Genomic DNA, 24,833 nt, shown 5'->3' on the forward strand with positions numbered 1-24,833 from the left:
AGCCCGCCCACCGGACCGCCGCGCGCGTCCGGACCCCATTAGCGGGACGGCGCCCGCCAACCGAGTGAAGCGGGACGTCCCCCGTCAGGGGCGGCGCTACACCGCGTCCCGCATGACCTGCTCCCGCACCCGCCCGCAGCACCGGCTGATCAGCCTGGACACATGCATCTGCGAGATGCCCAGCTCCTCGGCGATCCGGCTCTGCGTCATGTCGGAGAAGAACCGCATGTACAGAATCGCCCGCTCCCGCTCCGGCAGCGCGGCCAGCCCGTCCTTCACCGCCTCGCGGTCCACGACCGTGTCCAGCGCGGGATCCGGCGACCCGAGCGCGTCGCTCAGGGAGTATCCGTCCTCGCTGCCGGGCAGCTCCGCGTCGAGGGACAGGGCCGTGAAGCTCTCCAGCGCCTCCAGGCCGGTCTTGACGTCCTCCTCGCTCAGCTTCGCGTGCTCGGCGATCTCGGCGACGGTGGGCCGGCGGCCGGAGATGGTCTGGGACAGGTCCTGGGAGGCGAACCGGACGCGGTTGCGCAGATCCTGGACCCGGCGGGGTACGTGCAGGGTCCACATGTGGTCGCGGAAGTGCCGCTTGATCTCGCCGGTGACGGTGGGCACGGCATAACTCTCGAAGGCGTTGCCGAGTTCGGGGTCGTACCGGTCCACGGCCTTGACCAGGCCGAGGGCCGCGACCTGGCGCAGATCGTCCAAGCTTTCGCCGCGGCTGCGGAAGCGCCCGGCGATGCGGTCCGCCATGGGCAGCCAGGCCTCGACGATCTCGTCGCGGAGCGCGTCGCGTTCGGGGCCGGCGGGGAGGGCGGCGAGCCTGCGGAAGGCCGCGCCGGTGTCGGGGGCGTCGTCGTGGGGGTGCTGCTTCGTGCGCGTCTGAGTCGGCATGATGCGTCGCAATTCCCTTGCAGATGCTCTGGGTCGGACGGTCACCGTGGGAGCGCATCCGCTGCGGGACAGGGGCGCCGGTGGCGACGCTTCACGCCGCTCCCACGGGCGTGCCTCCTGTCCGAAGCACTGAAGGGCGCCTGCCCCCGGCCCTCACACGCAAACCCGGAGAGGTGTCGGCACCCAGGTCGCCGACCATGTCCCGTGCAGGCCGGGCGAGTTGGGGGCGAGCAGGTCTTCGGCCACCCGGGCGGCTCTCACCTCGGGGTGTGCCCGCGGACCGTGTCGCGGAAGGCGATCGGGGTCTGTCCGGTGCGCTGGTGGAAGTACTTGCTGAAGTGGGTGGCGCTGGAGAAGCCGAGGCGGTCGGCGATCCGAGCGGCTGTCTGATCGCTGTGGGCCAGGAGGCGCTTGGCTTCGAGGACGACACGGCGGTCGATGAACTCCTTGGCACCGAGTCCGGCGGAGGCAAGGGTGGCGCGGGAGAGGGTACGGGCCGAGTAGCCGAGCGCGTCGGCGTAGTCCTGGACCCGGCGGGTGCGGGCGAAGTCCTTCTCCACCGCGTCGCGGAAGCGCGGGTAGGTGGCGTCGGGTTCGGGGGCGGGGCTGCCGACGGGTGCGGTGAGGTGGGCCAGTCGCAGGACGAGGACGGCCAGCAAGTGGCGCAGGGCCGCGGTGTGGATCTCCAGGGGCAGGTGTCCGAGTGCGTGGAACTCCGCGGCGAGATGGTCGACGGCCAGGCGCAGGGCCCGGGCGTCGTCGGGCAGGGGCCGGCGCAGGATCGGCGCGTGCGGGTCCTCCGTGCGGGCGCCGGCACTGGTGGCGGGGTCGAGGAAGTCCTGGCGGAACAGAACCAGGGTGCCCTCCGCGTGGGAGAGGTCGCCCCACTGCTGCACCTGGCCGGGGCGAACCCACAGCCATGAGCCGGGTTCGAGGGCGTAGGCGGTGAAGTCGACCGTGTGCCGCAGGGTTCCGCCGGTGAGGGCGATCAGGTGATGGAAGTCCGGGCGCTGGGGGACCGTGAGCCGCTCGCCCGGTACGCGGTGGCGCAGGTCGGCGAGGGACAGGACTTCGACGCCGGCGGGGGTGCCGGCGGGTGCCGCGAAGGAGACCGCCGGGATCCCTCGGACCGCAACATGTCGGTTTTTGACCATCACCAGTCGCCAGCGTATCCGATTCAGGCTGTTCAGCACCCATAGCTTGGGGATGTCAGCCCCTCCCGACATCGATCGATGTCGGAAAGCAGTAAGCGAGGGAGTGTGATCCGGCACCCGACCCCACGGAGGCATCATGAGCGACCCGGAGCAGAACAAGGCCACGGCCACGGCCTTCTACGACCTGATGTTCAACCGGTGCCGCCCCACCGAGGCCGTCGACCGGTTCGTCGGGGACACCTACATCCAGCACAATCCGCACGTCGGCGACGGCAAGCAGGCGTTCATCGACTACTTCGAGCGTATGGCCGCCGAGTACCCGGGCAAGCGGGTGGAGGTCAAGCGCGCCTTCGCCGAGGGCGACCACGTGATCCTGCACTGCCACCAGACGTGGCCCGACGAGGAGTACGCCGGCATCGACATCTTCCGTTTCGACGCGACCGGCAGGATCGTCGAGCACTGGGACGTCCTCCAGCTCGTCCCACCGACCTCCAGGAACGGCAACACCATGTTCTGATTCTGAGGACGCCTGTGCTCACAGCCCGGCGGCCGGGCTCTTTTCCACCGCCCCACGCGCGGAAGCGGGCGGTACGGGTACGCCGGCCGGTTCACGCCGGTCGGCGTCCTCCTGCGGCAGCAGCAGTTCCTCGTACCGGCCCAGGACGAGCACCACTCCGAGCATGAGCGGCGGTATGAGCACAGCGAGCATCGCCATGGCGGTCCTTCCCCGGGAGGGGTGGGGGATGTGATCCGGGTCTCCCTCAGGCCGTGGCGCAAACCCGGGGCGGGTGTGGCGATCCGGTGTGCCCAGCCCGTGTCGGCTCCCGGTGTTCGGGTACGCGGTGCGGACCCCCGAAGGTCTGGAGGGAAACATGCAGCGAGGCAGCGACCGGCTGAGCGTCCACCGGGACGACGAGATGAAGCACGAACTGCAGGGTCTGCTCAGGTCCGGGCACCCCACCCGCAGCGCGGAGTGGCACGACCCGGAGCCGGCCGCCGAGGACGACCCCGAGGTCGCGTACGGGCCGGTGACACCGAGCCGTGCGCCGACGTCCTTGGAGTCGGTACGGCTGGACCTGGCCCGGATCCTGGGCCGCAAGGCGTTCCCCGCGAGCTCGCGTGAGCTGGCCCGCGACCTGCGCGGCCACCAGGCGCCCGACACCCTCGTCGAGGCTCTGGAACGGCTGCCGCGGCAGGAGCGCTACGGCAATGTCCAGGAGCTGGCCCAGGCCCTGATCCGCGCCCGCGAGACCGGGCCGGAGGAATACGCGTAGTGACCGCGCCAGGGGTACCGCGGCGCACCGCCCGGTGCGCCGCGGTACCCCTGCCGACCTGGGAACGGAGAGGGGCACCCAGTGATGGCCGAGCTGGTGAAGGACGTGATGACTCCGGGTGTGGTCGCCGTGCGCCCGGACGCCTCGCTCGTCGAGGCGGCACAGCTGATGCGCACGCAGAACATCGGCGACGTGGTGGTCGCCGAGGGGCAGGACGTGGTGGGAGTGCTCACCGACCGTGACATCGCGGTGCGGGCCGTCGCCGACGGCGCCGATCCGATGACGGTGAGCGCACAGGCGGTGTGCACCGCGGATCCGGTGACGGTGTCGCCGGACGACTCGGTGGCGACCGCGGCCGCGCTGATGCGCGAGCACGCGGTGCGCCGGCTGCCGGTGGTGGAGAACGGGCTGCCGGTCGGCATGGTGAGCCTCGGCGACCTGGCCGAGGCCGAGGACCCCGCGTCGGCGCTCGCCGACATCAGCCGCGCCGAGCCGGACGCCCGGGGTGGTGCGTGAGCACGCTCCCGGGTCCCGAGGACAAGAGGAACCCTTCCGGGAAAGGACGTTGAGCATCATGCGTATCGCGTTTCTGGTCGCGCCCGAGGGCGTCGAGCAGGTCGAGCTGACCGAGCCGTGGCAGGCGGCGAAGGACGCCGGTCACGAGCCCGTGCTGGTGTCGACGCGGCAGGGGAAGATCCAGGCGTTCGACCACCTCGACAAGGCGGACACCTTTCCCGTGGACGAGGTCGTGGGCGAGAGCGCGCCCGACTCGTTCGGCGCTCTGGTGCTGCCCGGCGGTGTGGCCAACCCGGACTTTCTGCGGATGGACGACAAGGCCGTCGCCTTCGTCCGGGACTTCTTCGAGCAGGGCCGCCCCGTGGCCGCGATCTGTCACGCGCCCTGGACGCTGATCGAGGCGGACGTCGTACGCGGCCGGGAGCTGACCTCCTGGCCGAGCCTGCGGACGGACATCCGCAACGCGGGCGGCACCTGGGTGGACAAGCAGGTCAAGGTCTGCGACCACGGCGCGGGCAAGCTGGTCACCAGCCGTAGGCCGGACGACCTCAAGGCGTTCTGCGAGACCTTCCTCGACGTGTTCGCCGAAGAGGCAGGCTGAACGCGGCCGTCGCGGGTCCCGCGAGGGGCTCAGGTGCCGGGGGCCGTGGGAGTCGCCGACTCCCCGCTCCCCCGCTCCCGGGCCCCTTCGCGTGTGCGGCCCGCGGCCACCGGGCGGCTCGGGTTGCGGCGCAGGTACTCGCCCTCGAGCTGCGCCATGCGCTCGTTGTGGGCACGCAGCGCGTCGTTCGACCCGTACAGCAGCGTGTCGTGGCGCGTGCGGTGGATGGTCTCCAGCTCTTTCATGAGCTGCTGGTCGTCCAGCCGGTCAGGGTCCACTCCGGTCATGGTGTCGCCCCGCTCATCGTGTTCGTGTCCGCGGTACGGGTACCCGCCCGGTGCACTTGAGCAGTACACCCGATCGGCACCCGGGAGGGAGCCATGGATCTCGCCTTTCTGCACCCACTCTACGAACACTCGGGCCCGTGGGCCTCTGTGTACGTCGACACCTCCCGCCACACGGAGGACACGCCTCACGAGCGGCGGCTGACGGCCCAGGCGATGGCCAGGCAGCTCGCGGCGCAGGGCGCGGACGAGGCGACCCGCGAGGCCGTGCGGAACGCGATCGAGGATCTGGGGCACTCGTCCGAACCGCACGGCAGGGCCCTCTTCGCCCGCGCCGGCGGGCTTGTCCTCGACCTGCCGCTGGCCCGCCCGCCGCAGGCCGGTGACTGGGCCGAATGGGCCCCGCTGCCGCGCGTCACACCACTGCTGGAGCTGGCCGGCGAGGACCCGGTGTGCGTCGTGGCCTACGTCGACCGCAAGGGCGCGGACTTCGAGCTGCGCAGCGCGCTGAGCCGCCCCTCCTCGGACTGGTCCGAGCGGCATTTCCAGCTGCGGGTGGAGAACACCTGGGAGCACAACGCCGCGGAGATCGCCGACGCGCTCGCCGTGTGCCAGGAGGAGACGCGGGCCGACCTGCTGATTCTCGTCGGCGACGACCGGGAGCGGCGGTCCGTGCACGACCGGCTGCCCAAGCGGCTGCACGGATTGGTCGTCGAGGCGCCGCACGGCAGCGGCAGCCGGCTCCTCGACGAGGACGTGGAGAAGGCCCGCGCCGAGCATGTGGCGTGGCAGGCCGAGGCGGAGCTGGAGCGGTTCCGGTCCGGCCGGAGCCCGGACGACGAGGGCCGGGCCCGGGCCGTGGAGGGCGTGCCGGCGCTGATCGAGGCGGCGCGTGAGCACCGGATCGACGAGCTGCTGATCAGGCCGAACGGGCCGGACGCGCACCGTGAGGTGTGGATCGGCGAGGACGCGGACCAGGTGGCTGTGCGGCGTACGGATCTGAAGATCCTCGGGGAGCAGCATTCGTGGCCGGCGCGGGCGGATGACGCGTTGATCCGGTCGGCCGTCGCCACGGATGCGCCCGCGCTGGCGGTTGCGGAGGAGGAGGTTCCTGTGGGGGGACTCGGGGCGTTGCTTCGCTGGAAGTGAGCCGGCCGGTGCGGTGCGCCTCATCGCCGTAGGTGTGCTTGCCGCAGCGCGAGTGCGGGTGCGTCGTGGCTGGTCGCGCAGTTCCCCGCGCCCCTGGGGGCTGCGCCCCCTAGCGGGCGCGTTCCACTCTGCGTTCGTCCCAGACCGGGTCCGGGGTTTCCCGGACGCGGCCGTCGCTGCCGAAGACCAGGTAGCGGTCGAAGGAGCGGGCGAACCAGCGGTCGTGGGTGACGGCGAGGACCGTGCCCTCGAAGGCCTCCAGGCCCTCCTGGAGGGCCTCGGCGGACTCCAGGTCGAGGTTGTCGGTCGGCTCGTCGAGGAGCAGTGCCGTCACGCCCTGTAGCTCCAGCAGGAGGATCTGGAAGCGGGCCTGCTGACCGCCGGACAGTCGGTCGAAGGTCTGCTCGGCCTGGTTGGTCAGCTCGTAGCGGCGCAGCCGGGACATCGCGGCGCCGCGGTCCTGCGCGTGCTCCTTCCACAGGATGTCGAGGAGCGTGCGGCCCTCCAGCTCCGGGTGCGCGTGGGTCTGCGCGAAGTGGCCGGGCACGACCCGGGCGCCCAGCTTCCACCGGCCCGTGTGCGCCACGTCGCCGCCGGCGAGCAGCCGCAGGAAGTGGGACTTTCCGGAGCCGTTGGAGCCGAGGACGGCGACGCGTTCGCCGTAGAAGACCTCCAGGTCGAAGGGCTTCATCAGGTTGGTGAGCTCCAGCTGCTCGCAGGTGACGGCCCGGACGCCGGTGCGGCCGCCCTTCAGGCGCATCCTGATGTCCTGCTCGCGCGGCGGCTCCGGGGGCGGGCCGGCCTCCTCGAACTTGCGGAGCCTGGTCATGGCGGCGCGGTAGCGAGAGGCCATGTCCGTGCTGTTCTCGGCTGCTTGACGGAGCGTCAGCACCAGCTTCTTGAGCTGGGCGTGCTTCTCGTCCCAGCGCCTGCGCAGCTCCTCGAAGCGGGCGAAGCGGGCCCGGCGGGCGTCGTGGAAGGTGGTGAATCCGCCGCCGTGCACCCAGGCGTCGGCGCCGGCGGGGCCGGGTTCCAGGGAGATGATGCGCTGGGCCGAGCGGGCGAGGAGTTCCCGGTCGTGGGAGACCAGCAGGACGGTCTTGCGGGTCTCGGCGAGCCGCTCCTCCAGCCAGCGTTTGCCGGGTACGTCGAGGTAGTTGTCGGGCTCGTCGAGCAGCAGCACCCCGTCGTTGCCGCGCAGCAGGGCCTCCAGCACGAGCCGCTTCTGCTCGCCGCCGGAGAGGGTGCGCACCTGCCGCCACTGGGCCCTGTCGTACGGGATGCCCAGGGCCGCGGTGGTGCACATGTCCCACAGCGTCTCGGCCTCGTAGCCGCGTGCCTCGGCCCAGTCGGCGAGGGCTTGGGCGTACTTGAGCTGGGCGGCCTCGTCGTCGACGGTCATGATGGCGTGCTCGGCGGCGTCGACGGCCCGGGCCGCCTCGCGGATGCGGGGCGTCGCGACGGACACGAGCAGGTCGCGTACGGTCGTCTCGTCGCGTACGGATCCGACGAACTGGCGCATCACGCCGAGGCCGCCGCTGACGGTGACGGAACCGCCGTGCGGCTTCAGCTCACCGGCGAGCATGCGCAGCAGGGTCGTCTTCCCGGCGCCGTTGGGCCCGACGAGGGCCACGACGGCCCCCTCCCCCACCCGGAACGACACATCACCCAGCAGCGCCCTTCCGTCGGGCAGGTAGTACTCCAGGTGCGCGGCTTCGAGATGACCCATGTGCAGGGATTCTGCGGCTCCGGCTTCCGATGGGCAAACCCATTTGGCGCCGAGCACGGCCGGGCGACGGTGTGCCCACCCCCCTCCGGGTACCCGCACCCCATGACAACCCCCGACCTGGACCTCACCACGACGAAGCCCGGGCACCACCCCCTGCGCGACGGCGTCCTCACCCTGGACCGCCGTCTCTTCGAGGCCGCGGCCCACCGGCACTGGCCCGGGGCCGGACCCGTCCTGCCCCGCCTCGGCCGCAGCGCGAACCACGGCGTCCTGTGGTGCGTGGCCGCCGCCGCCCTCGCGGCGAGCCGCACGCCCCGGGCCCGCCGCGCGGCGACCCGGGGCCTGGCCTCGCTGGGCCTCGCCTCCCTCGCCGTCAACACCCTCGGCAAGCGCTCGGTGCGCCGCTCCCGCCCGGCGCTGGACCCGGTCCCGCTGATCAGGCGGCTGGGGCGGCAGCCGATCACCACGTCGTTCCCCTCCGGGCACGCCGCTTCGGCCGCCGCCTTCGCCACCGGTGTCGCCCTGGAGTCCCCGGCTTGGGGCGCGGTCGTCGCGCCGGTGGCCGCCTCGGTCGCCCTCTCCCGTGTCTACACGGGCGCCCACTTCCCGAGCGACGTCCTGGCCGGAGCGGCCCTGGGCGCGGGGGCCGCGTTCGCCGTGCGGGGCCTGGTGCCGACGCGGTCACAGGCCATCCCGCCGGCCCGCCCCCGGGCCGAGGTCCCGGCGCTGCTGGAGGGCGAGGGGCTCGTGCTCGTGGCGAACACCGCCGCGGGAACCGCCGAGCGGGCCCGCGCCCTGCGCGACGAACTCCCCCGGGCCGAGGTCGTCGAGTGCGCGCCGCAGGACGTGGCCGCCGCGTTGGAGGAGGCGGCCGGGCGGGCCCGGGTCCTCGGCGTGTGCGGCGGCGACGGCACCGTGAACACCGCCGCCCGCGTCGCCCTGAAGCACCGGCTGCCCCTCGCCGTGCTGCCCGGCGGCACCCTCAACCACTTCGCCTACGACCTGGGCGTGGAGGACGCGCGCGATCTGGCCCGAGCGCTGCGCCAGGGCGATGCCGTACGCGTGGACGTCGGCCGGTTCTCCTGCGGCGAGAGGCACGGCGTCTTCCTCAACACCTGCAGTGTCGGTGTCTATCCGGAGCTGGTGCGCGAGCGGGAGCGCTGGTCGCACCGGATCGGCGGCTGGCCGGCCGGTCTCCTCGCGGCCCGGCGCGTGCTGCGGGCCGACCGGCATCCGCTGGAGGCCGAGTTCCGGGGCCGTACGCGTCCGCTGTGGCTGCTGTTCGCCGGGAACGGCACCTATCACCGTGTGGGGCTCGCGCCCGGGCGCCGACTGGATCTCGCGGACGGGCAGCTCGATGTGCGGGTAGTGCACGGGGGGCGTCGGCCCGCCGCGCGCCTGCTGGCCGCCGCCCTCGCGGGACCGCTGACCCGTTCGCCCGCCCATGCCGCCGTCCAGGTGGGACGGCTGCGCCTGGACCACGTGGCACCCGGCACGCTGCTCGCCTACGACGGCGAGGTCATCGACGTCGAGGGTCGCGTGACCCTGGAGAAGCTGCCCGAGGCGCTGACCGTGTACCGGCCCGTCACCGGCTACTGACTGACACTCCGTCAGTCCAGATACCGGGATGCGGGGTCTCATTATTCGGCCCTGGTGCGTACGGTGATCCCATGCCGACCGGAAGAACGGAAGGGGTGGGATCCGCCATGCCCGAACCTCGGGAGACCGCCGTCTACACGCACGGGCACCATGAGTCGGTGCTCCGCTCGCACACCTGGCGGACCGCCGCCAACTCGGCCGCCTATCTGCTGCCCTCGCTCAAGCCGCACATGAGGATCCTGGACATCGGCTGCGGCCCGGGCACCATCACCGCCGACCTCGCGGAGCTGGTGCCCGGCGGGCACGTCACCGGCGTCGACCGGGTACCGGAGATCCTGGAGCAGGCGCGCGCCACGGCGGCCGGGCGGGGACTGGCCGACATCGACTTCGCCGTCGCCGACGTCCACGCCCTGGACTACCCGGACGACACCTTCTGCGTGGTCCACGCCCACCAGGTCCTCCAGCACGTCGGGGACCCCGTGCAAGCCCTGCGGGAGATGAAACGGGTCGTCAGGCCCGGTGGCATCATCGCCGCGCGGGACGCGGACTACGCGGCGATGACCTGGTATCCGCAGTCCGCGGGGCTCGACGACTGGCTGGACCTCTACCGCCGGGTCGCCCGGGCCAACGGCGGCGAACCGGACGCCGGTCGCCGCCTGAGGGCCTGGGCACTGAAGGCCGGGCTCACGGACGTCACGGCGACCTCCGGGACATGGACGTTCGCCACGCCTTCGGAGCGGGCCTGGTGGAGCGGAATGTGGGCCGACCGCACCCTTGCCTCGACCTACGCCGACCGGGCCCGGCTGGGCGGGCACGCCGGTGACGAGGAATTGCGGGCCGCCGCCGCGGCGTGGCGCGCGTGGGGCGAGCAGGAGGACGGCTGGTTCAGCGTGCTGCACGGAGAAATTCTGTGCCGAAAGGACGCCTGAGACGGAATTCCGGCTGAATCAGCCCGCTGAATCAGCCGGCTGATTCAGCCCCCGTCCCGGGGCAGCAAGGGCCCGAGCGGGCCGAGGTCCAGATTCAGGTCCTCGGGCCCCAGTCCGTAGCGGTCGCGCAGTTCCGCCATCCGTTCCTCGAGCAGCATCAGCGTGAGCCCGATCCGCTCCTCCTGCTCCTCGGTCAGATCCCCCACGTCGAACCTGCGCACCGCCTGGCGTTCCATGAGCTGGCGCAGCAGTTCCACCACCGTCAGCACCAGCTTGACCAGGTCACGCTCGACGGTGTCGGGCTCCAGGTCCATCCGGTTGCGCTGCGGACGGGGGTTGGGCCGGGGGGTGGGACGGGGGCTGTCGGCTGACGTCACTGCAACTCCTCGAACGGCGAGGACACCTGGGCGTTCACCGAGCTGATGAGCGCGTTGAGGTCGATGCGGACCAGGTCGACGTCGGCGATGCGCAGCGTGATGTCCCCCGTGATCACGACGCCGCCGGCGAGCAGCCGGTCGAGCAGGTCCACGAGGGCGACCTCACGGCGTTCCACTACGGTCACGGCTTCTCTCCGTCGTTCATGTGGCCTCCCCGGCGAACGAATACGCCGCCCAGGGGCCGGTGAGTTCGATGCGCATTCCGGGCGCATCGCCCTTCGTGCGGTCCACCAGTTCCACGAATTCCTCGGAATGGGCGCGCGGCACCAGATATGCCGCATTCAATACGTTCTGCCCGGTCGCTTTGGAAAGCGCGGGGTTCTGCGGGGGATGCAGCCGGGAATCCTCCGCGAACGCGGAGAGGTTTTCGTGCAGTCGGGTCGAGAAATGCTCGGCCTTCTGCCACATCTCCTCGTGCGACCTGGTCTGCATGCGCCGCTGCCGCAGATAGTCCCGGCCCGACGTGGCCTTCTGCGCGGGCCGGGCGCTCTCCCGCTGTTCGGACTCGGCGTACACCTTCACACCCCACTCGACCCGGCCCTCCAGCCGGTCGAGGGTGCGCTGGAAGTCCTCCTCACGGGCCTCCATCATCATCCGTACGCCGCTGTCGTCCCGGAAGACGGTGCCGAGCCGCAGCGGCAGCGGGGTCGTGACGGTGGTGAGCGCGTCGATCACGCCCTGGTGGGCCCGGGCGGTCTCGGTGAGCCAGTCCAGGTCCTCCAGATGGCGGTGGAGCGGTTCCTCGGCGAAGTCCCGCTCCGGCACATGGCTGACCACCGCGACGAGACCGTGGTGGGTCAGCGCCCGGGGCGGATCACCCGCCACCCCCGACAGCTGGGACTGCAGCGGCGTACCGAAGGGGCGGCAGACGGCGTAGACGTACCGCAGTCCGGTCACGGGGCCTCCTTCTTCTCCGCGCGGCCGGGCTCCAGCTCCTCCAGCCGGGCCAGCCTCTCGCGCAACTCGGCGTTCTCACGGGTCAGTTCATCACGGCGGGCCCGGGAGCTGAGGTTCGGGTCGCTCTCCCACCAGTCGATGCCCATCTCCTTGGCCTTGTCGACGGAGGCGACGATGAGGCGGAGCTTGATCGTGAGGAGTTCGATGTCGAGCAGGTTGATGCGGATGTCGCCCGCGATGACGATGCCCTTGTCCAGCACCCGTTCCAGGATGTCAGCGAGGTTGGCGCTGCTCCCCTGGCCTCCATAGGGTTCGGGCATCCTGCTGGGCGTCGTCATCGACGGCTCCCGCCCTCGGCGTACTCTTCCTCGTCCTCGTACTCCTCCTCGGGCTCCTCGTCGTACTCGGCCTCAGGCTCATCCTCGCCCTCGGCTTCCCCGTCGCCCTCGGCTTCCTCGTCGTACTCGGCCTCGGCGTCCTCCTCGTACTCGCCCTCGGGTTCTTCCTCTTCCTCTTCTTCCTCGTACTCGCCCTCGGGCTCCTCGTCCTCCGGCTCCTCGCCCTCGGGGCTCTCCTCCTCGGACTCCTCCTCGGCGAGCGCGTCCTCGTGGCTGACGACGACCTCGCCGTCGCGGATCTCGCCGCGCCAGCCGTCCTCCGCCTCGCCCTTGATCGTGATGAAGCGGACGTAGTTCTTCAGGTCGAGCCGGGCACGGCGGCCCTGGGCGCGCCAGATGTTGCCGGTCTTCTCGAAGAAACCGGAGGGGTAGTACTCGATGACCAGCAGGACGCGGGTGAGGCTGTCGGTGAGCCGGTGGAAGGAGACGACGCCTTTCGTGGTGCCCTTGGCGCCCTCGGAGGTCCAGGCGATCCGGTCGTCGGGGACCTGCTCGGTCGTGGTCGCTTTCCAGCTGCGGTTGGACCACCAGACCTTCAACTGCCAGTCGGAGGTGGTGTCGTCGGCCTTGTTCGCGGCCTTCACACCCTTCGCGAAGGTGCTGAAGTCCTGGTACTGGGTCCACTGGTCGTACGCCGTGCGCAGCGGTACGCCGACATCGATGTGCTCGATGATGACGGTGGGCTTGTTGCCGGAACGGCCCTTCCCCTTGCCCTTGCCGCTGAGGCCCTTGAAGGCACCGGTGACCTTGTCCTTGAGGCGTGAGCCGCCCGTCTCCAGGGCTGCGCGCAGCGGACTCTTGCCCTCGGCGAGTTTCTTGCCGCCGTCGAGGGCGAGCTTCGCGAAGCCGGGGCTGTTGCCCTCCGCGATGTCGTTCAGCTTGCCGGTGGTCTCGCCGAGCTTGCGGCCCACGCCCGTCAGCATGCGCGTGGCCTGAGCGGCGAGGTACTCCTGCAGTTCGGCCTTCAGCCGGTCGGCGGCCTCGCTGTGGGCCAGGTCGGTGAGCGGGTTCTTCGTCGCGCCGTTCGCGGCGGACTTCGCCGATCCCAGGGTGTCGCTCATCCCTCACCGCCTCCCTTCGGCAGTCGGCCCCGGGCGCTGCCGCCCCGGTTCCCGGAGGTCGCCTTCTTCGCGGCCGTGGTCTTCTTCGCCGCGACCTTCCGGCCCGCCGTCTTCTTCGCGGGTGCCTTCTTGGCCGGGGCCTTCTTCGCGGGCGCCTTCTTGGCCGTCTTCTTCGGAGGTGCCTTCTTGGCGGGGGCCTTCTTCGCCGGGGCCTTCTTCGCCGCCGGCTCCGGCTCCTCGTCCTCCTCCGCGGAGTCCTCGGGCTCCTCGGGCTCCTCGTCCTCGGCGTCCTCGTACTCGGCGTCCTCGTCCAGCCCGCCGGGCACCACGCCCGTCAGCTGGTCGCGCACCTGGGCGGTCCGGCCGTGCAGCCGGTCGGCGAGGGCGTCGATCTGCCGCTCGACCATGGCACCCGAGGCGGCCTTGCCGACACCGCGCAGATCCTCGCGCAGCTGGTCGCCTATCTCCTTGAACTGCGGGTTGTTCTTCAGCTGCTGCTGGAGCAGCTCCGCGACCATGCGCGGGCTCAGGTTCAGCTTCTTCCCGGCCACCAGTCCGCCGACGGCGATCGCCATCTTCAGCTTTTTGGTACGTCCCAGGAGGTATCCGGCCCCCACCGCGAGGCCCAGTGCCGTTCGGTTCATTGTGCCGTCCCTTGTTGGCCTGTTCCCGCGCTCCCGCGCGAGGCGGTCTCCAACCGGTCGAGGAGTTCGTCCTCGAGACGGTCGAACTCCTCCTCCGTGATCTCTCCGGCCTCCAGCCGCTCCTCGAGGCGGGCCAGTTCGGCCTGAATCGTGGCGGGGTCGTAGTAGATCCGCTCGGCCTCCTGCACCACCTGTCTGATGGCCCAGGCGCTGCCGCGCACCGGTGCGAGCGGCAGCAGCAGCACCTCCGAGATCAAGCCCATGTCGTCACCCCGCTCCGGTCTCCGTGCCGCTCACCGTGGTGCCCGCCGGCTCGGCCGGGCCGGGCTCGACGAAGCTGTACGGCGGCAGCGGGCCGTTGACCCGCACCTCCAGGTGCGGCATGTCCTTGCGCGCCTGCTCGACCGCGGCCAGGAAGTGCTCGGCCGACTCCCGGTCCACCAGGTACGACACGTTGGTCAGCCAGCCGGTGGACTCGGGGCCCACGCTCACGTCCGCGGCGGCGGAGTCCAGCGCGCCCCTGAGTGCGGCGGCGTCGTCGGCCTCCCTGCCCTTGACCGCGGCCGCGACCAGCTCGCCGAGCCGGATCTTGTCGTCGTAACTGCCGCCGCCGGACTGCCGGTTGGCCTCGGCGAGACCGCGGATGTCGGGGTCCTGGGCCATCACCTGGTGCAGGACGGCCTCTTCGACGTGGTTGGCCTTGAGGTTGTACTCGACCCGGCCTTCCAGGGCCCGCAGGCGTTCCTTGTAGTGCTCGGCACGCTCGGCGAGCACTCCGGTGATCGAGTTCTCGTCCGGGGCGACGCTGCCGAACCGCATGGGCAGCACACAGCCGGCCGCACCCGCCTCGCTGAGCACGTTCTGGTGGGCGAGCAGGTCCCTGCGCTTGGGTCGCAGCCCCTCGGGGGCGTCACTGACGATGGCCGCCAGGTCACCCTCGCGCAGGATGCGCACCTGGCGGGGCGGGTCGCCCACACCGCCCATGCCCTCGGGCAGCGCCGGGTGCGAGTCGGCCGCGATGCCGTAGACGTAGGTGCTCACTCCTGCTCCTCCTTCCGGCGGGACGACGTGCTCTTACGGGCGCGGGGGCGGGACTCGCCCTGGCGCTCGGAGCCGTCCTCGCGCGCCTGCTTGAAGGCGTCGGAGATGGTCTCGGCGGCACCCGACAGCGCCCCCTTGGACTTGCCGCGCGCTCCGGACTCGGTCATCTCACCGACCAGGTCGGGCAGGCCCGGGTCCTTGCGCGGACCGGCCTCCAGGTCGAGCCGGTTGCACGCCTCGGCGAAGCGCAGATAGGTGTCGACGCTGGCGACGACGACGCGGACGTCGATCTTGAGGATCTCGATGCCGACCAGGGAGACTCGCACGAATGCATCAATGACGAGCCCCCTGTCCAGAACAAGTTCAAGCACGTCATAGAGGCCGCTGCTGCCGCCTCCGCCGCCGGACTGTTGTGCCGGTACGACTGTCATGCCGGGTGTTCCTCCTCGTGTGTGGGTGCGGGTCCGGTCGGGCGGCCTAGCGGCCGCCGGGCCTGCGCGCGTCGGATCGACCGCGTTCGTAGCGGCGGACGCGCCGGTAACCCGTGAGCTGCCCGTCGGCGTCGAGCTCCACCTGGTAGCTCGCCATCAGGCTCATCGTGTCGGGCACGCGCTCGAGTTCGAGGACCTCGACCTCCAGCGCCCAGCCCTCGTCCGTCTGCTCGAAGGACGACACGGACTCGGCTTCCATACCGGTGAGTTCGGCGAGCTGGCCGCGCGCCTGACGCAGCACGTCCATCGGGCTCGGCCGCTTCCGGGCCGTCTGCTTGTCGTTCGATTTGCTCGAATTCTGAGAGTCCTGGGATTTCTGTGAACCCTGTGACTCTTGCGTGTTTCTTGTGTTCGACATGGCCACCTCCCCCTCCGTGTGGCCGCAAGAGTGTTCGCCAAACCTCCGGGGTCTCATGCATCTGCCACCCGCCCGGCGAGGCGGGTGGGGCTCAGCCGCGCAGAGCGTTCAGCCGCCGCCGGGCCGGTCCGAGCGCCCGGCCGCGGCTGAGCAGCCCTGACCAGGGATTGGTGCGGGCCTGCTCGACGGCGTCGGCGATGGTCCAGCCGCGGGCGTGCAGCTCCGGGTCGTCCAGCTGGTCCCAGGTGATGGGGGTCGCGACGGGCGCGCCCGGCCGGGGCCGGACCGTGAAGGGGGCGACGGCGGTCTGGGCGTAGGCGTTGCGCTGCACGTCGAGGTAGAGCCGCCCGCCGCGGTCCTTCTTGCGGGCGGCGGTGGTGAGCCGGTCGGGGTGGGCGCCCGCGAGGGTCTCGGCGACGTCGTGGGCGAAGGCGCGCACCTCGTCGAAGTCGTGCCGGCCGTTCAGCGGCACGATCGCGTGCAGTCCGCGCGAGCCGGTGGTCATCAGCGCCGAGGGCAGCTCCAGCTCGTCCAGGAGCTCCCCGAGCAGCCGGGCGGCCTCGCGCACGGCCTCGAAGTCGTCGCCCGCGGGGTCGAGGTCGAAGACCAGCCGGTCGGGGTGGTCGGCGCTGTCGGCGCGGGACAGCCAGCGGTGCAGGGCGATGCTCGCCTGGTCGACGAGATAGAGGAGGGTGGCGGTGTCGTCACAGACGGTGTGGCAGACGGTGCCGCCCTCCTTGGCCAGCTCGACGCGCCTGATCCACTCCGGGTAGTGCTCCGGGGTGTTCTTCTGCATGAACCTCGGGCCGTCGAGCCCGTCGGGATGCCGCTCCAGCATCAGCGGACGGCCGCGCAGGTGCGGCAGCATGAAGGGCGCGACGGCCCGGTGGTAGTCCACCAGGTCGCCCTTGGTGTACTCCTTCGCGTGCGCGCCACCGGGGAAGAGCACCTTGTCCGGCCGGTGGACCGTCACGGTGCGACGGCCCGCCCGCACCCCGCGCGTGCCGTCGCCGCCGCTCACGGCACGACCGCCTCCTCCACCAGCAGCCGCCCGGCCGCCGCGATCGACTCGGCGTCGATGCCGGCGGCGTGCAGCGCCTCGGCCGGGGTCGCCGAGCCGGGCATCGACCGTACGGCGAGCCGCACCAGACGCGGGACGGGCCGCCCGTCGGTGAAGGCGTCGAGGACCGCGTCCCCGATGCCGCCCTCCGGGTGGTGGTCCTCGACGGTCACCAGGCAGCCGGTCTCCTCGGCGGCCCGGCGCAGGGTGGCCCGGTCGACGGGCTTCACGGAGTACAGGTCGATCACCCGCGCCTGGATGCCCTCCCGCTCCAGGGCGTCGGCGGCGGCCAGTGCCTCGTGCACGGTGACGCCCGCCGCGACGAGGGTCAGCCGGTCGTGCTCGGAGGAGCGCAGCACCTTGCTCCCGCCGACCGGGAACTCCTCGTCTGGGCCGTAGAGCACCGCGCTCTCGCCGCGCGAGGTGCGCAGATAGCGGACGCCCTCCAGGCCGGCCATCGCGCCGACGAGCCGGGCGGTCTGGTTGGCGTCGCACGGGTACAGCACGGTCGAGCCGTGCACCGCGCGCATCATCGCCAGGTCCTCCAGGCCCATCTGGCTGGGCCCGTCCTGGCCGATGGCGACGCCCGCGTGCGAGCCGACGAGGTTGATGCCGGCGCCGCTGACGGACGCCATCCGGATGAAGTCGTGGGCCCGGGTCAGGAAGGCCGCGAACGTGGCGGCGTACGGCATCCAGCCGCGTGCGGCGAGTCCGACCGCCGAGGCGACCATCTGCTGCTCGGCGATGTAGCACTCGAAGTAGCGGTCGGGGTGCTCCTTGGCGAAGAACTCGGCGCGGGTGGAGTCGCCGACCTCTCCGTCCAGGGCGACGATGTCGCCGCGGCCGGTGCCGAGCGCGGCGAGCGCCTCACCGAAGGCGTTGCGGGTGGCGACCTCCTCGCCCTTGTCCCAGGTGGGAAGTTCGTAGTTCCCGGTGTGGACGGAATGCAGCATGCGGGCGGCCGGCGGTTCCTGCACCCGGACGCGGATGTCGCGCGGACCGCCGAGTTCGGCGATCGCCTCCTCGGCCTCCGGCAGCGGCTTGCCGTGCAGGCCCTCGCGGTCCTGGACGCTCTCAACGCCCTTGCCCTTGAGGGTGCGGGCGAGGATCGCGGTGGGCTGGCCCTTGGTGGAGGCGGCCTCGCCGTAGGCCCGGTCGACGGCGTCCACGTCGTGCCCGTCGACCTCGATGGTGTGCCAGTCGAAGGCCTGGAAGCGGCGGGCGTAGGCGTTCAGGTCGTGGCCGTGCCGGGTCGGGCCGCGCTGGCCGAGCCGGTTGACGTCGACGATCACGGTGAGGTTGTCCAGGTGCTCGTACCCGGCGTGCTCGGCGGCCTCCCACACGGATCCCTCGGCCAGCTCGCTGTCGCCGCACAGCACCCAGGTGCGGTAGCCGGTGCGGTCCAGCCGCTTGCCGGCCAGCGCGATGCCGACACCGACCGGCAGGCCCTGCCCGAGCGAGCCGGTGGCCGTCTCGACCCACGGCAGACGCTGCGGTGTGGGGTGCCCTTCGAGACGGCTGCCCAGCTTGCGGAAGGTGAGCAGTTCCTCGTCGTCGATGGCGCCGGCCGCCTTGTACGCGGAGTACAGCAGCGGCGAGGCGTGCCCCTTGGACAGCACGAAGCGGTCGTTGCCGGGGTGGGCGGGGCGGTCGAAGTCGTAGCGGAAGTGGCGGGCGAGCAGGACGGCCATCAGGTCGGCCGCGGACATCGAGGACGTCGGATGCCCGGAGCCCGCGGCGTCGGCGGCGCGGACACTGTCCACGCGCAGCTGTCGGCCGAGATCGGTGAGTTCACCGGTGTTCATGAGTCTCCTTTCGCGGAGTCGTCCGGTGGGTCGGAACGCTTGACGGGGCCGGGGGCGATGCCGGGGCCCGGGGGCGGCTGATCGTCAGGGGGCTGTGGAGCGGGCACGGGCTGATTCTTCGCGGGCTCACCGCCGGGCTGGTTCTTGGCAGGCTCACCACCCGGCTGATTCTTCGCAGGCTCACCACCCGGCTGATTCCGCGCGGGCTCCCGGCCCGGCTGCTCCTCGGCACGCTCACCACCCGGCTGACTCCGCGCGGGCTCACCACCCGGCTGATTCTTCGCAGGCTCTCCGCCGGGCTGATCCCGCGCGGGCTCACCACCCGGCTGCCCCTCGGCACGCTCACCACCCGGCTGCCCCTCGGCACGCTCACCGCCCGGCCGCCCCTCGGCCCACTCGCCACCCGCCCGCCCCTCGGCGGGCTCACCCCCGGCCCCGCTCCTGGACCGCGGGTCGCCGAGCGGGCCCTTGGCGGGCTTGTCGGCGGGCCAGGTCCTGGCCCGTTCTCCGCTCGGCCGGCCCTTGGCGAGTTCTGTCTCCGAGCGGCGCTCCGCGGCCCCGGATCCGGGCTGTACCTGCGTCACCCCGGATCCGGGCTGCCCCTTCGCGGGCTCGTTCCCGGCCCGGCCCTTCCCGGGCCCGGTGCCGGTCCCCCCGTCGTATGTGTCGGCCTGGATCGCGGCGCCCGGCCCCGAGCGCGCGTCGGCCTCCCGTCGCCGCCCAGGCCCGCCCGGCACCCGGGCCACCTCCGGCGACGCCGTGTCCAGGGGCACGGACCAGGACCGTACGAGCCCCAACTGCACGGCCTGGCGCGGCAGTACGGCGTCCAGCAGCCAGTCGGCGGCGACCCGGACCCGGTTGCCGGGCATGGCGGCGAGATGGTAGCCCCGCGTCACCGCACCCGCCGGTATGCCCGACAGCGGCACGCCGAGCGGGTTGGCGGCGGCCTTCGCACCGCCCAGGTCGACGACGAAGCCCAGGTCACGGTGGCGGTAGGGCGTGCTCGCCCCGCCGAGGCCGAGCGACGCGGCGACGTTCTCGGCCGCGACCTTGCCGTGCCGCCAGGCGTGCTGCGCGGTCATCGGCGTGTAGCTGCCCGGGTTCTCCAGATCGGGCACCGCGGCCACGTCACCGCACGCGAACAGCTCCGGCCGCCCGGGCACCTGGAGATGCGGGTCGACGAGCAGCCGCCCCTTCTCCATGGGCAGCCCGAGGGACTCCACCAGCGGGTCGGGCCGTACGCCCACGCACCACACCAGCGTCCGGGTCTCGACGAACTCGCCGTCGCTCAGCACGACCCCGTCGCGCGTGGCCTCCTTCACGGAGGTCCCCGTCCGCACGTCCACGCCCCGCTGCCGCAGCACCCGGTCGGCCGTCTCGGAGAGCCTGGCGTCCATCTCGGGCAGCACCCGCGACGCCACGTCCAGCAGGATCCAGCGCGGTCGCATGCCCTGGCGCAGCGGGTGCTTGCGGACCTGCGCGTCGGTGAACATCTGCCCGTGGGCGGCGACCTCGGTGCCGGTGTATCCGGCGCCGACCACGACGAAGGTGCAGCGCGCTGCGCACGACTTCGGGTCGTCGGCGGCGGCTGCCAGTTCCACCTGCCGGGTCACGTGGTCGCGCAGATAGAGCGCCTCGGGCAGCCCGCGGAAGCCGTGCGCGTGCTCGGCGACGCCCGGGACGGGCAGCAGCTTGTTGACACTGCCGGCGGCGAGCACCAGCCGGTCGTAGGCGAGGGTGCCGCCGTCGCCCTCGGGGCCGGTGTAGTGCAGGGTGCGTCCGTCGAGGTCGATCCGGTCGGCCTCGCCGAGCACCAGGCGTACGTGCGGCAGCGTGTCCGAGAGGGAGACCGTGACCCGGCGCGGTTCCAGCACACCGGCCGCGACCTGGGGCAGCAGCGGCAGGTACAGGAAGTAGTCGGTCGGGTTCAGCAGGGTGATGTGGGCCCGGCCCCGGGTCTGCCGGGCAAGGGTGCGCGCCGCCCGGTAACCGGCGAAGCCGGCACCGACGATCACGATGCGGGGTCGACTCACGGTTCGCCTCCGGCGCTGTCGCGTACCTCGGGAGCCTTCCGCGTCCCCCTGGCCAGGGCACCCAAACGTCCACCGGGCCCTCGCGGGCGCGACACCGCCGGTTTCCGGCCCGGCGCCCGGGTAACCCGGTGCGGGACACGGACCGGCGACGTCGCGGAGGCACTCCCCCATGCCCGAGTACGGCTATTTCCTCTCGTGCGAGCAGTACGGACCCGCCGAGCTGATCGAGCAGGCCCGGATGGCCGAGCAGGCCGGGTTCCAGGCGCTGTGGATCTCGGACCACTACCACCCGTGGAACGACGAGCAGGGCCAGAGCCCGTTCGTCTGGTCGGTGATCGGCGCGCTGTCCGAGGCGGTGTCGCTGCCGGTCGAGACGGCGGTGACCTGTCCGACCGTGCGGATGCACCCGGCGGTGGTGGCACAGGCCGCAGCGACCAGCGCGGTGATGACGGCGGGCCGCTTCCGGCTCGGCGTCGGCTCCGGCGAGGCGCTCAACGAGCACATCCTCGGTGACCACTGGCCGCCGGCCCATGTCCGTCTGGACATGCTGGAGGAGGCGATCCAGGTGATGCGCCGGCTGTTCACGGGCGAGGAGGTCAACCATCACGGGCCGCACTACACGGTGGAGAACGCCCGTCTGTACACGGTGCCGGACGAGCCGGTCCCGATCGACATCTCCGGCTTCGGCCCGGCGGCGACCCAGCTCGCGTCCCGCGTCGGCGACGGCTACATCACCATGGCGCCGGACGAGACGATGGTGGAGCAGTACCGCAAGGGCGGAGGCGGCGGAAAGCCGGTCAGCGGCGGCACCAAGGTCTGCTACGACACCGACGGGGAGGAGGCCGTACGCACCGTCCACCGGCTCTGGGCGAACGAGCAACTGCCGGGGGAACTGGGCCAGGTGCTGCCCTCCCCGAAACACTTCGAGCAGGCGCAGCGGCTCGTCACCGAGGACATGGTGCGCGAGAACCGGGTGTGCGGCGACGACGTCGAGGCACACGTCGCCGAGCTGAAGCGGTTCTCCGACGCGGGCTTCGACCGGGTCTACGTCAACCAGATCGGCCCCGACCTGCGCGGCTTCTTCGACTTCTACCGCACGAAGGTGCTGCCGCAGCTCCAGCAGGACCTCTGACGCGTCAGGCCCTGGGGCGGGGCACGTCCGGGGCGTCGGTCGGCCGCGGAGGCACGTGGGGCGGGGCCGGCGGCACGGGCGGATACGGCAGACCGTCGGCCGCCGCGCCGGCCCGGCCCGCTTCCTCACGGCCCGGGACCGCGTCGGCCCCCTGCCCGGAACCCGGGCGGTCCGGCCGGGCCATGCCACGCAGCACATAGGCCGCGGCGCCCAGGAGCACGGCGGTGATCAGCGCCGCCGCCCAGCCGGGCAGTCCGAGGGCGAGGGCCAGTCCCACGGCGAGGGCGAGGGCCGCGCCCGCGTACAGGGCGAGGGCGCCGGACGCGGCGTACAGGGTCGCCCGGCGGCGCTGCTTGCGGGTCTGCTCGCGCAGTTCGTCCCGCACGGTCTCACGCGCCACCTGTGCCAGCTCGTCAACCAGATGCTTGTCCAGATGCTCCAGGTGATCCATCGGCTTCATACCCGTCCGGGTACCCGTGCCCCCAGACGCGTAACTAGGCTCGTCCTCATGGAGATTCTGGGTGCAACACTGCGCGTCTGCGTCGACGACCTCGAGACCGCGATCCCCTTCTACGAACGGCTGGCGGGCGGCACCGCCCAGCGCTTCGAACGGGGCGGTGTCGAGGTGGCGGCGATCGGCTGCTTCCTGCTGATGAGCGGTCCCCCGGCCGAACTGGAGGTGCTGCGCAAGGTGTCCGCGACGATCGCCGTCAAGGACGTCGACGACACCCACCGGGTGCTCACCGAACTCGGCGCCCACATCGTCGCGGGCCCCATCGCGTCACCGGCCGGCCGCAATCTGATCGCGCTGCACCCGGACGGGTCGATCTACGAGTACGTGGACCGCAACGCGTAAGGCCCGCCGGGGCCGGACTCAGTGCCGGTCCGGCCCCGTGACCGTCTCGGCGGTGATCGCCCAGCGTTCGTGGTCGCGCCAGGCCCCGTCGACGAAGAGCATCTTCGGCGAGAAGCCCTCCAGGCGGAACCCGCAGCCGCGGGCCAGGGCGATCGACGCGGCGTTCCCCGGCTGGACGTTGATCTCCAGCCGGTGCAGCCGCATCGGGCCGAACGCGTACCGCACGACGAGGTCCAGCCCTTCGCGCATCAGCCCCCGCCCGGCGGCGTGCGCGAAGGCGCCGTAGCCCAGCGCCCCGCACTGGAAGCCGCCCTCGACGATGTTGTTGATGTTGATGAACCCGGCGATGGCCCCGCCGTCCTGCTCGCGGACCTCGTCCTTCTCGCAGACGAGGAAGCCGGCCTTGGACGGGTCCTCGATGAGCCGCCCGGCGTACGCGGTGTAGGCCTGGGCGCTCTCGGGCGGGAAGAGCCAGGGGTGGTGCAGGTCCTTGCTCTCCCGTGCCCGGGCGGTGAACTCGGCGCCGTCCCCGTAGGTGAAGTGGCGGATGCCCACCCGGGGGCCTTCGGCGAGGTAGCGGGATGCGTTGTGCGGCACCCCGCCACAGTAACCGCGCCACCTGTGCTTCCTCGGTGTCAGGAACCGACCACCGGCAGCCGGAGCACCCCGGTGTTCCGCGGCCCGCTGACCACGGTCACCGGTTTGACGCCCCGGTTGCCGAAGTACGCGTCGTCGCTCGCCGCGATCACGAACCGCAGCCGGTGCCCCTTGTCGTACCGGTGCACGATCCCGGGCAGCGTGACGGTGAAGCTCTTGGTCACGTCCGGGACCCGGACCGGCGCGACCAGGCGGCGCACCAGGGTGCGGGTGCCGTCGGGGGCGATGTCGTAGAGCTTGGCGAACAGAACGAGCTTGTCGGCCGCGTCGCCGGAGTTCTGGGTGCGCTCGGCCTTCGGGGAGTGCACCTTGAGCGTGGCCCGGGGCGCGCCCACCACGTCGAGGGGGTGGGACAAGGGTGCGCTGGTCCAGCCGAGGTAGGTGCCCTCGGTGTCGTGCGGTGGGGTGTCGGGCAGGCCGATGAGACCGGCCAGGGAGCTCTCCGAATGGCTGGTGGGGGTCAGCCAGTTGGTGTACTTGCGGCTGCCCCGGGCCACCTTGTTCCGGTTGTCGACGAGCTTGCCGTCGCCGGAGAGATACAGCGTCCGGCTCGGGGCCGGGAGGTGGCCGGCGGTGGCGTAGGCGCGGTCCGGGTCGGTGATCCAGTCCCGGTGGTAGGCGAAGGCAGGTCCCGTGTCGGTCTGCGTCCGGCCGCGCAGATGGCGGTCGAACCAGGCGAGGACGCGCCGCCCTACGTAGCTGGTCTCCAGGTTGCCCTTCGACAGATCGAGTTCACCGGCGGCGGGGCCGGTGAGCCCGCCGCTGTGCCCCCAGGACTGCCAGATCATCTTCACGGGGGTGCCCTGGGCGCGGAGCGTCCGGTACGTCGCCGTCGCCTCGTTGAGGTTGAAGAGGGTGTCGGCCTGCCCCTGGACCAGCAGGGTGGGTGCCTTGACACGGTGGAGGTAGGAGGCCGGGGAGACGCTGCGGGCGAAGGCGAGCAGCTCGGCGGTCCGGTCGGCGGGGTAGCTGCCGGAGTTGAGCGTGTGGATGGTGCGGCAGGCCTTGGTGACGAAGTGCAGACAGGAGAGGCGGTTGATGCGGGAGGGGTCGAGGCTGGGCTGGAGCAGGGGCTGGCCTTCGCCGATGAGGTAGAAGCCGTTGGTCCACTGCCATTTGAAGACGCCGGGGACGCCGTTGCCGCCGGTGGCGTTGTTGGGGTCCAGCGCGTACGCCAGGTCGTTCCAGGTGATCATGGGGACGAGGGCGTCGAGGCGGTGGTCGACGGCGGCCGTGGCGAGCTGGACGGCGCCGCCGTAGGAGCCGCCGATCATGCCGACGCGCGGGTCGCCGGGCCGGTCGAGGGTGACGAAGTCGGCCTTGGTGCCGTCGTCGGCGGCGCGTGTGCCGCCCAGGAAGTCGACCAGCCGCGCGGTGGCGGCACCGTCGACGGCCGGGTCGTCGAGGGAGATGAGACAGCCGCTGCGGCCGAATCCCAGGCCGGAGTAGATGAGGGAGACGTAGCCGCGCTGGGCGAAGGCCTTGCCGATGGTGTCCGTCGAACCGTCCGACTTGCTGCCGCCGAAGCCGTTCGTGCCGAGCACGGCGGGCGCCCGGCGGTTCCGGTCCACGCCGGCCGGGCGGTACAGGTCGGCGTCGACCGTGCAGGTCCGGTCGCCCGCGCGGACGGTGAACTTCAGCGGGGTGACGGTGTAGGAGTCCGCCGCGGCGGTGGCGGGCGGCGTGAGGGCGAGGGGGGCGGCCAGGGCGGCGCCCAGAGCGAGAGCGAGCGGCGCGCGGGATCTGGGCACGCGTCGGGACACACGGACCTCCACGGTGGGGACAACCCGGATACCGACCAGTAGGTACTTGGTCGGTAGTCATCGTGTGACACGTG

At 72.0% G+C, this 24,833-nt stretch carries 30 protein-coding genes; 9 read left to right on the forward strand and 21 right to left on the reverse strand.

The annotated features are described in order from the left end of the window. Positions 1-96 precede the first annotated feature (96 nt). Entirely contained in the window at positions 97-891 is a 795-nt protein-coding gene (locus NNW99_RS05345) for an RNA polymerase sigma factor SigF (protein ID WP_215117540.1), read from the reverse strand. A 257-nt stretch (positions 892-1,148) separates the two neighbouring features. After that, positions 1,149-2,045, reverse strand: coding sequence for a helix-turn-helix transcriptional regulator (locus tag NNW99_RS05350; protein ID WP_215124159.1), 897 nt, complete (start codon positions 2,043-2,045; stop codon positions 1,149-1,151). Positions 2,046-2,181: 136 nt separating this feature from the next. Between NNW99_RS05350 and NNW99_RS05355 the strand changes: the two genes are divergently transcribed. Continuing rightward, positions 2,182-2,562 carry a nuclear transport factor 2 family protein gene (locus tag NNW99_RS05355; protein WP_215117541.1) on the forward strand — a complete coding sequence of 127 codons (381 nt, stop codon included), beginning with the start codon at positions 2,182-2,184 and terminating at the stop codon, positions 2,560-2,562. Positions 2,563-2,580: 18 nt separating this feature from the next. On the opposite strand, the gene NNW99_RS05360 is transcribed toward NNW99_RS05355, so the two are convergent. Beyond that, entirely contained in the window at positions 2,581-2,760 is a 180-nt protein-coding gene (locus NNW99_RS05360) for a hypothetical protein (protein WP_215117542.1), read from the reverse strand. A gap of 157 nt (positions 2,761-2,917) precedes the next feature. Between NNW99_RS05360 and NNW99_RS05365 the strand changes: the two genes are divergently transcribed. The 3 genes from NNW99_RS05365 to NNW99_RS05375 all read left to right on the forward strand — a co-directional run bounded on the left by NNW99_RS05365 (position 2,918) and on the right by NNW99_RS05375 (position 4,436). Continuing rightward, on the forward strand, positions 2,918-3,319 hold the full coding sequence (locus NNW99_RS05365; RefSeq protein ID WP_215117543.1) for a DUF2795 domain-containing protein: 402 nt from the start codon (positions 2,918-2,920) through the stop codon (positions 3,317-3,319). 84 nt (positions 3,320-3,403) lie between these two features. Continuing rightward, positions 3,404-3,835, forward strand: a complete 432-nt coding sequence (locus NNW99_RS05370) for a CBS domain-containing protein (protein WP_215117544.1) — start codon at positions 3,404-3,406, stop codon at positions 3,833-3,835. Between the two features lie 58 nt (positions 3,836-3,893). After that, complete coding sequence (locus NNW99_RS05375; RefSeq protein WP_215117545.1) at positions 3,894-4,436, forward strand: type 1 glutamine amidotransferase domain-containing protein; 543 nt, start codon at positions 3,894-3,896, stop codon at positions 4,434-4,436. A gap of 29 nt (positions 4,437-4,465) precedes the next feature. On the opposite strand, the gene NNW99_RS05380 is transcribed toward NNW99_RS05375, so the two are convergent. After that, positions 4,466-4,723, reverse strand: coding sequence for a DUF6158 family protein (locus NNW99_RS05380; RefSeq protein ID WP_215117546.1), 258 nt, complete (start codon positions 4,721-4,723; stop codon positions 4,466-4,468). 93 nt (positions 4,724-4,816) lie between these two features. Between NNW99_RS05380 and NNW99_RS05385 the strand changes: the two genes are divergently transcribed. After that, entirely contained in the window at positions 4,817-5,869 is a 1,053-nt protein-coding gene (locus NNW99_RS05385) for a Vms1/Ankzf1 family peptidyl-tRNA hydrolase (RefSeq protein WP_215117547.1), read from the forward strand. Positions 5,870-5,978: 109 nt separating this feature from the next. On the opposite strand, the gene NNW99_RS05390 is transcribed toward NNW99_RS05385, so the two are convergent. Continuing rightward, on the reverse strand, positions 5,979-7,598 hold the full coding sequence (locus tag NNW99_RS05390) for an ABC-F family ATP-binding cassette domain-containing protein (RefSeq protein ID WP_215117548.1): 1,620 nt from the start codon (positions 7,596-7,598) through the stop codon (positions 5,979-5,981). Positions 7,599-7,700: 102 nt separating this feature from the next. Between NNW99_RS05390 and NNW99_RS05395 the strand changes: the two genes are divergently transcribed. Both NNW99_RS05395 and NNW99_RS05400 read left to right on the forward strand, forming a co-directional pair. Continuing rightward, complete coding sequence (locus NNW99_RS05395; RefSeq protein WP_215117549.1) at positions 7,701-9,197, forward strand: bifunctional phosphatase PAP2/diacylglycerol kinase family protein; 1,497 nt, start codon at positions 7,701-7,703, stop codon at positions 9,195-9,197. A 107-nt stretch (positions 9,198-9,304) separates the two neighbouring features. Then, entirely contained in the window at positions 9,305-10,126 is an 822-nt protein-coding gene (locus tag NNW99_RS05400; protein ID WP_215117550.1) for a class I SAM-dependent methyltransferase, read from the forward strand. A gap of 44 nt (positions 10,127-10,170) precedes the next feature. Here NNW99_RS05400 and NNW99_RS05405 read toward each other — a convergent pair whose 3' ends face one another. From NNW99_RS05405 to NNW99_RS05465, 13 genes are all read right to left on the reverse strand, one after another. Then, positions 10,171-10,440 carry a gas vesicle protein K gene (locus NNW99_RS05405; protein ID WP_215124160.1) on the reverse strand — a complete coding sequence of 90 codons (270 nt, stop codon included), beginning with the start codon at positions 10,438-10,440 and terminating at the stop codon, positions 10,171-10,173. Positions 10,441-10,499: 59 nt separating this feature from the next. Then, positions 10,500-10,688: a gas vesicle protein gene (locus NNW99_RS05410; RefSeq protein ID WP_215117551.1), complete on the reverse strand. Its 189-nt coding sequence runs from the start codon at positions 10,686-10,688 to the stop codon at positions 10,500-10,502. Positions 10,689-10,704: 16 nt separating this feature from the next. After that, positions 10,705-11,460 carry a GvpL/GvpF family gas vesicle protein gene (locus NNW99_RS05415; protein WP_215117552.1) on the reverse strand — a complete coding sequence of 252 codons (756 nt, stop codon included), beginning with the start codon at positions 11,458-11,460 and terminating at the stop codon, positions 10,705-10,707. Beyond that, entirely contained in the window at positions 11,457-11,798 is a 342-nt protein-coding gene (locus NNW99_RS05420; RefSeq protein ID WP_215117553.1) for a gas vesicle protein, read from the reverse strand. The genes NNW99_RS05415 and NNW99_RS05420 overlap by 4 nt, the downstream gene beginning before the upstream one ends. Then, positions 11,795-12,919 (reverse strand): SRPBCC family protein, encoded by a 1,125-nt coding sequence (locus NNW99_RS05425; protein WP_215117554.1) that lies wholly within the window; start codon positions 12,917-12,919, stop codon positions 11,795-11,797. The genes NNW99_RS05420 and NNW99_RS05425 overlap by 4 nt, the downstream gene beginning before the upstream one ends. Next, positions 12,916-13,563 (reverse strand): DNA primase, encoded by a 648-nt coding sequence (locus tag NNW99_RS05430; RefSeq protein WP_215117555.1) that lies wholly within the window; start codon positions 13,561-13,563, stop codon positions 12,916-12,918. The genes NNW99_RS05425 and NNW99_RS05430 overlap by 4 nt, the downstream gene beginning before the upstream one ends. Continuing rightward, positions 13,560-13,826, reverse strand: a complete 267-nt coding sequence (locus NNW99_RS05435; protein ID WP_215117556.1) for a gas vesicle protein GvpG — start codon at positions 13,824-13,826, stop codon at positions 13,560-13,562. The genes NNW99_RS05430 and NNW99_RS05435 overlap by 4 nt, the downstream gene beginning before the upstream one ends. Before the next feature lie 4 nt (positions 13,827-13,830). Further along, the gene (locus NNW99_RS05440) at positions 13,831-14,604 is read right to left on the reverse strand and encodes a GvpL/GvpF family gas vesicle protein (protein ID WP_215117557.1); all 774 of its coding nucleotides are present in this window, start codon (positions 14,602-14,604) and stop codon (positions 13,831-13,833) included. Then, a complete protein-coding gene (locus tag NNW99_RS05445) occupies positions 14,601-15,035 on the reverse strand; it encodes a gas vesicle structural protein GvpA (protein ID WP_215117558.1) in 435 nt (144 codons plus the stop codon). The genes NNW99_RS05440 and NNW99_RS05445 overlap by 4 nt, the downstream gene beginning before the upstream one ends. Positions 15,036-15,081: 46 nt before the next feature. Then, the gene (locus NNW99_RS05450) at positions 15,082-15,453 is read right to left on the reverse strand and encodes a gas vesicle protein (RefSeq protein ID WP_215117559.1); all 372 of its coding nucleotides are present in this window, start codon (positions 15,451-15,453) and stop codon (positions 15,082-15,084) included. A gap of 91 nt (positions 15,454-15,544) precedes the next feature. Continuing rightward, complete coding sequence (gene ligD, locus NNW99_RS05455; protein ID WP_215117560.1) at positions 15,545-16,474, reverse strand: non-homologous end-joining DNA ligase; 930 nt, start codon at positions 16,472-16,474, stop codon at positions 15,545-15,547. Beyond that, positions 16,471-18,318 carry a transketolase gene (locus NNW99_RS05460; RefSeq protein WP_215117561.1) on the reverse strand — a complete coding sequence of 616 codons (1,848 nt, stop codon included), beginning with the start codon at positions 18,316-18,318 and terminating at the stop codon, positions 16,471-16,473. Before NNW99_RS05460 ends, ligD begins: the two co-directional genes overlap by 4 nt. Continuing rightward, positions 18,315-20,351, reverse strand: a complete 2,037-nt coding sequence (locus NNW99_RS05465) for an NAD(P)/FAD-dependent oxidoreductase (RefSeq protein ID WP_215117562.1) — start codon at positions 20,349-20,351, stop codon at positions 18,315-18,317. The genes NNW99_RS05460 and NNW99_RS05465 overlap by 4 nt, the downstream gene beginning before the upstream one ends. 169 nt (positions 20,352-20,520) lie before the next feature. On the opposite strand from NNW99_RS05465, the gene NNW99_RS05470 reads away from it, so the two are divergent. After that, positions 20,521-21,483, forward strand: a complete 963-nt coding sequence (locus NNW99_RS05470) for an LLM class F420-dependent oxidoreductase (protein ID WP_215117563.1) — start codon at positions 20,521-20,523, stop codon at positions 21,481-21,483. Between the two features lie 4 nt (positions 21,484-21,487). On the opposite strand, the gene NNW99_RS05475 is transcribed toward NNW99_RS05470, so the two are convergent. Beyond that, positions 21,488-21,943 (reverse strand): phage holin family protein, encoded by a 456-nt coding sequence (locus NNW99_RS05475; RefSeq protein ID WP_215117564.1) that lies wholly within the window; start codon positions 21,941-21,943, stop codon positions 21,488-21,490. A gap of 48 nt (positions 21,944-21,991) precedes the next feature. Here NNW99_RS05475 and NNW99_RS05480 point away from each other — a divergent pair, with 48 nt between their 5' ends. Further along, positions 21,992-22,339 (forward strand): VOC family protein, encoded by a 348-nt coding sequence (locus NNW99_RS05480; RefSeq protein ID WP_215117565.1) that lies wholly within the window; start codon positions 21,992-21,994, stop codon positions 22,337-22,339. An 18-nt stretch (positions 22,340-22,357) separates the two neighbouring features. Here NNW99_RS05480 and NNW99_RS05485 read toward each other — a convergent pair whose 3' ends face one another. Both NNW99_RS05485 and NNW99_RS05490 read right to left on the reverse strand, forming a co-directional pair. Next, the gene (locus NNW99_RS05485) at positions 22,358-22,936 is read right to left on the reverse strand and encodes a GNAT family N-acetyltransferase (protein WP_215117566.1); all 579 of its coding nucleotides are present in this window, start codon (positions 22,934-22,936) and stop codon (positions 22,358-22,360) included. A 38-nt stretch (positions 22,937-22,974) separates the two neighbouring features. Beyond that, entirely contained in the window at positions 22,975-24,759 is a 1,785-nt protein-coding gene (locus NNW99_RS05490; protein WP_251057709.1) for a CocE/NonD family hydrolase, read from the reverse strand. Between the last annotated feature and the right edge of the window lie 74 nt (positions 24,760-24,833).

Source organism: Streptomyces sp. CRCS-T-1, from assembly GCF_024442335.1.
GTDB lineage: Bacteria > Actinomycetota > Actinomycetes > Streptomycetales > Streptomycetaceae > Streptomyces > Streptomyces koelreuteriae.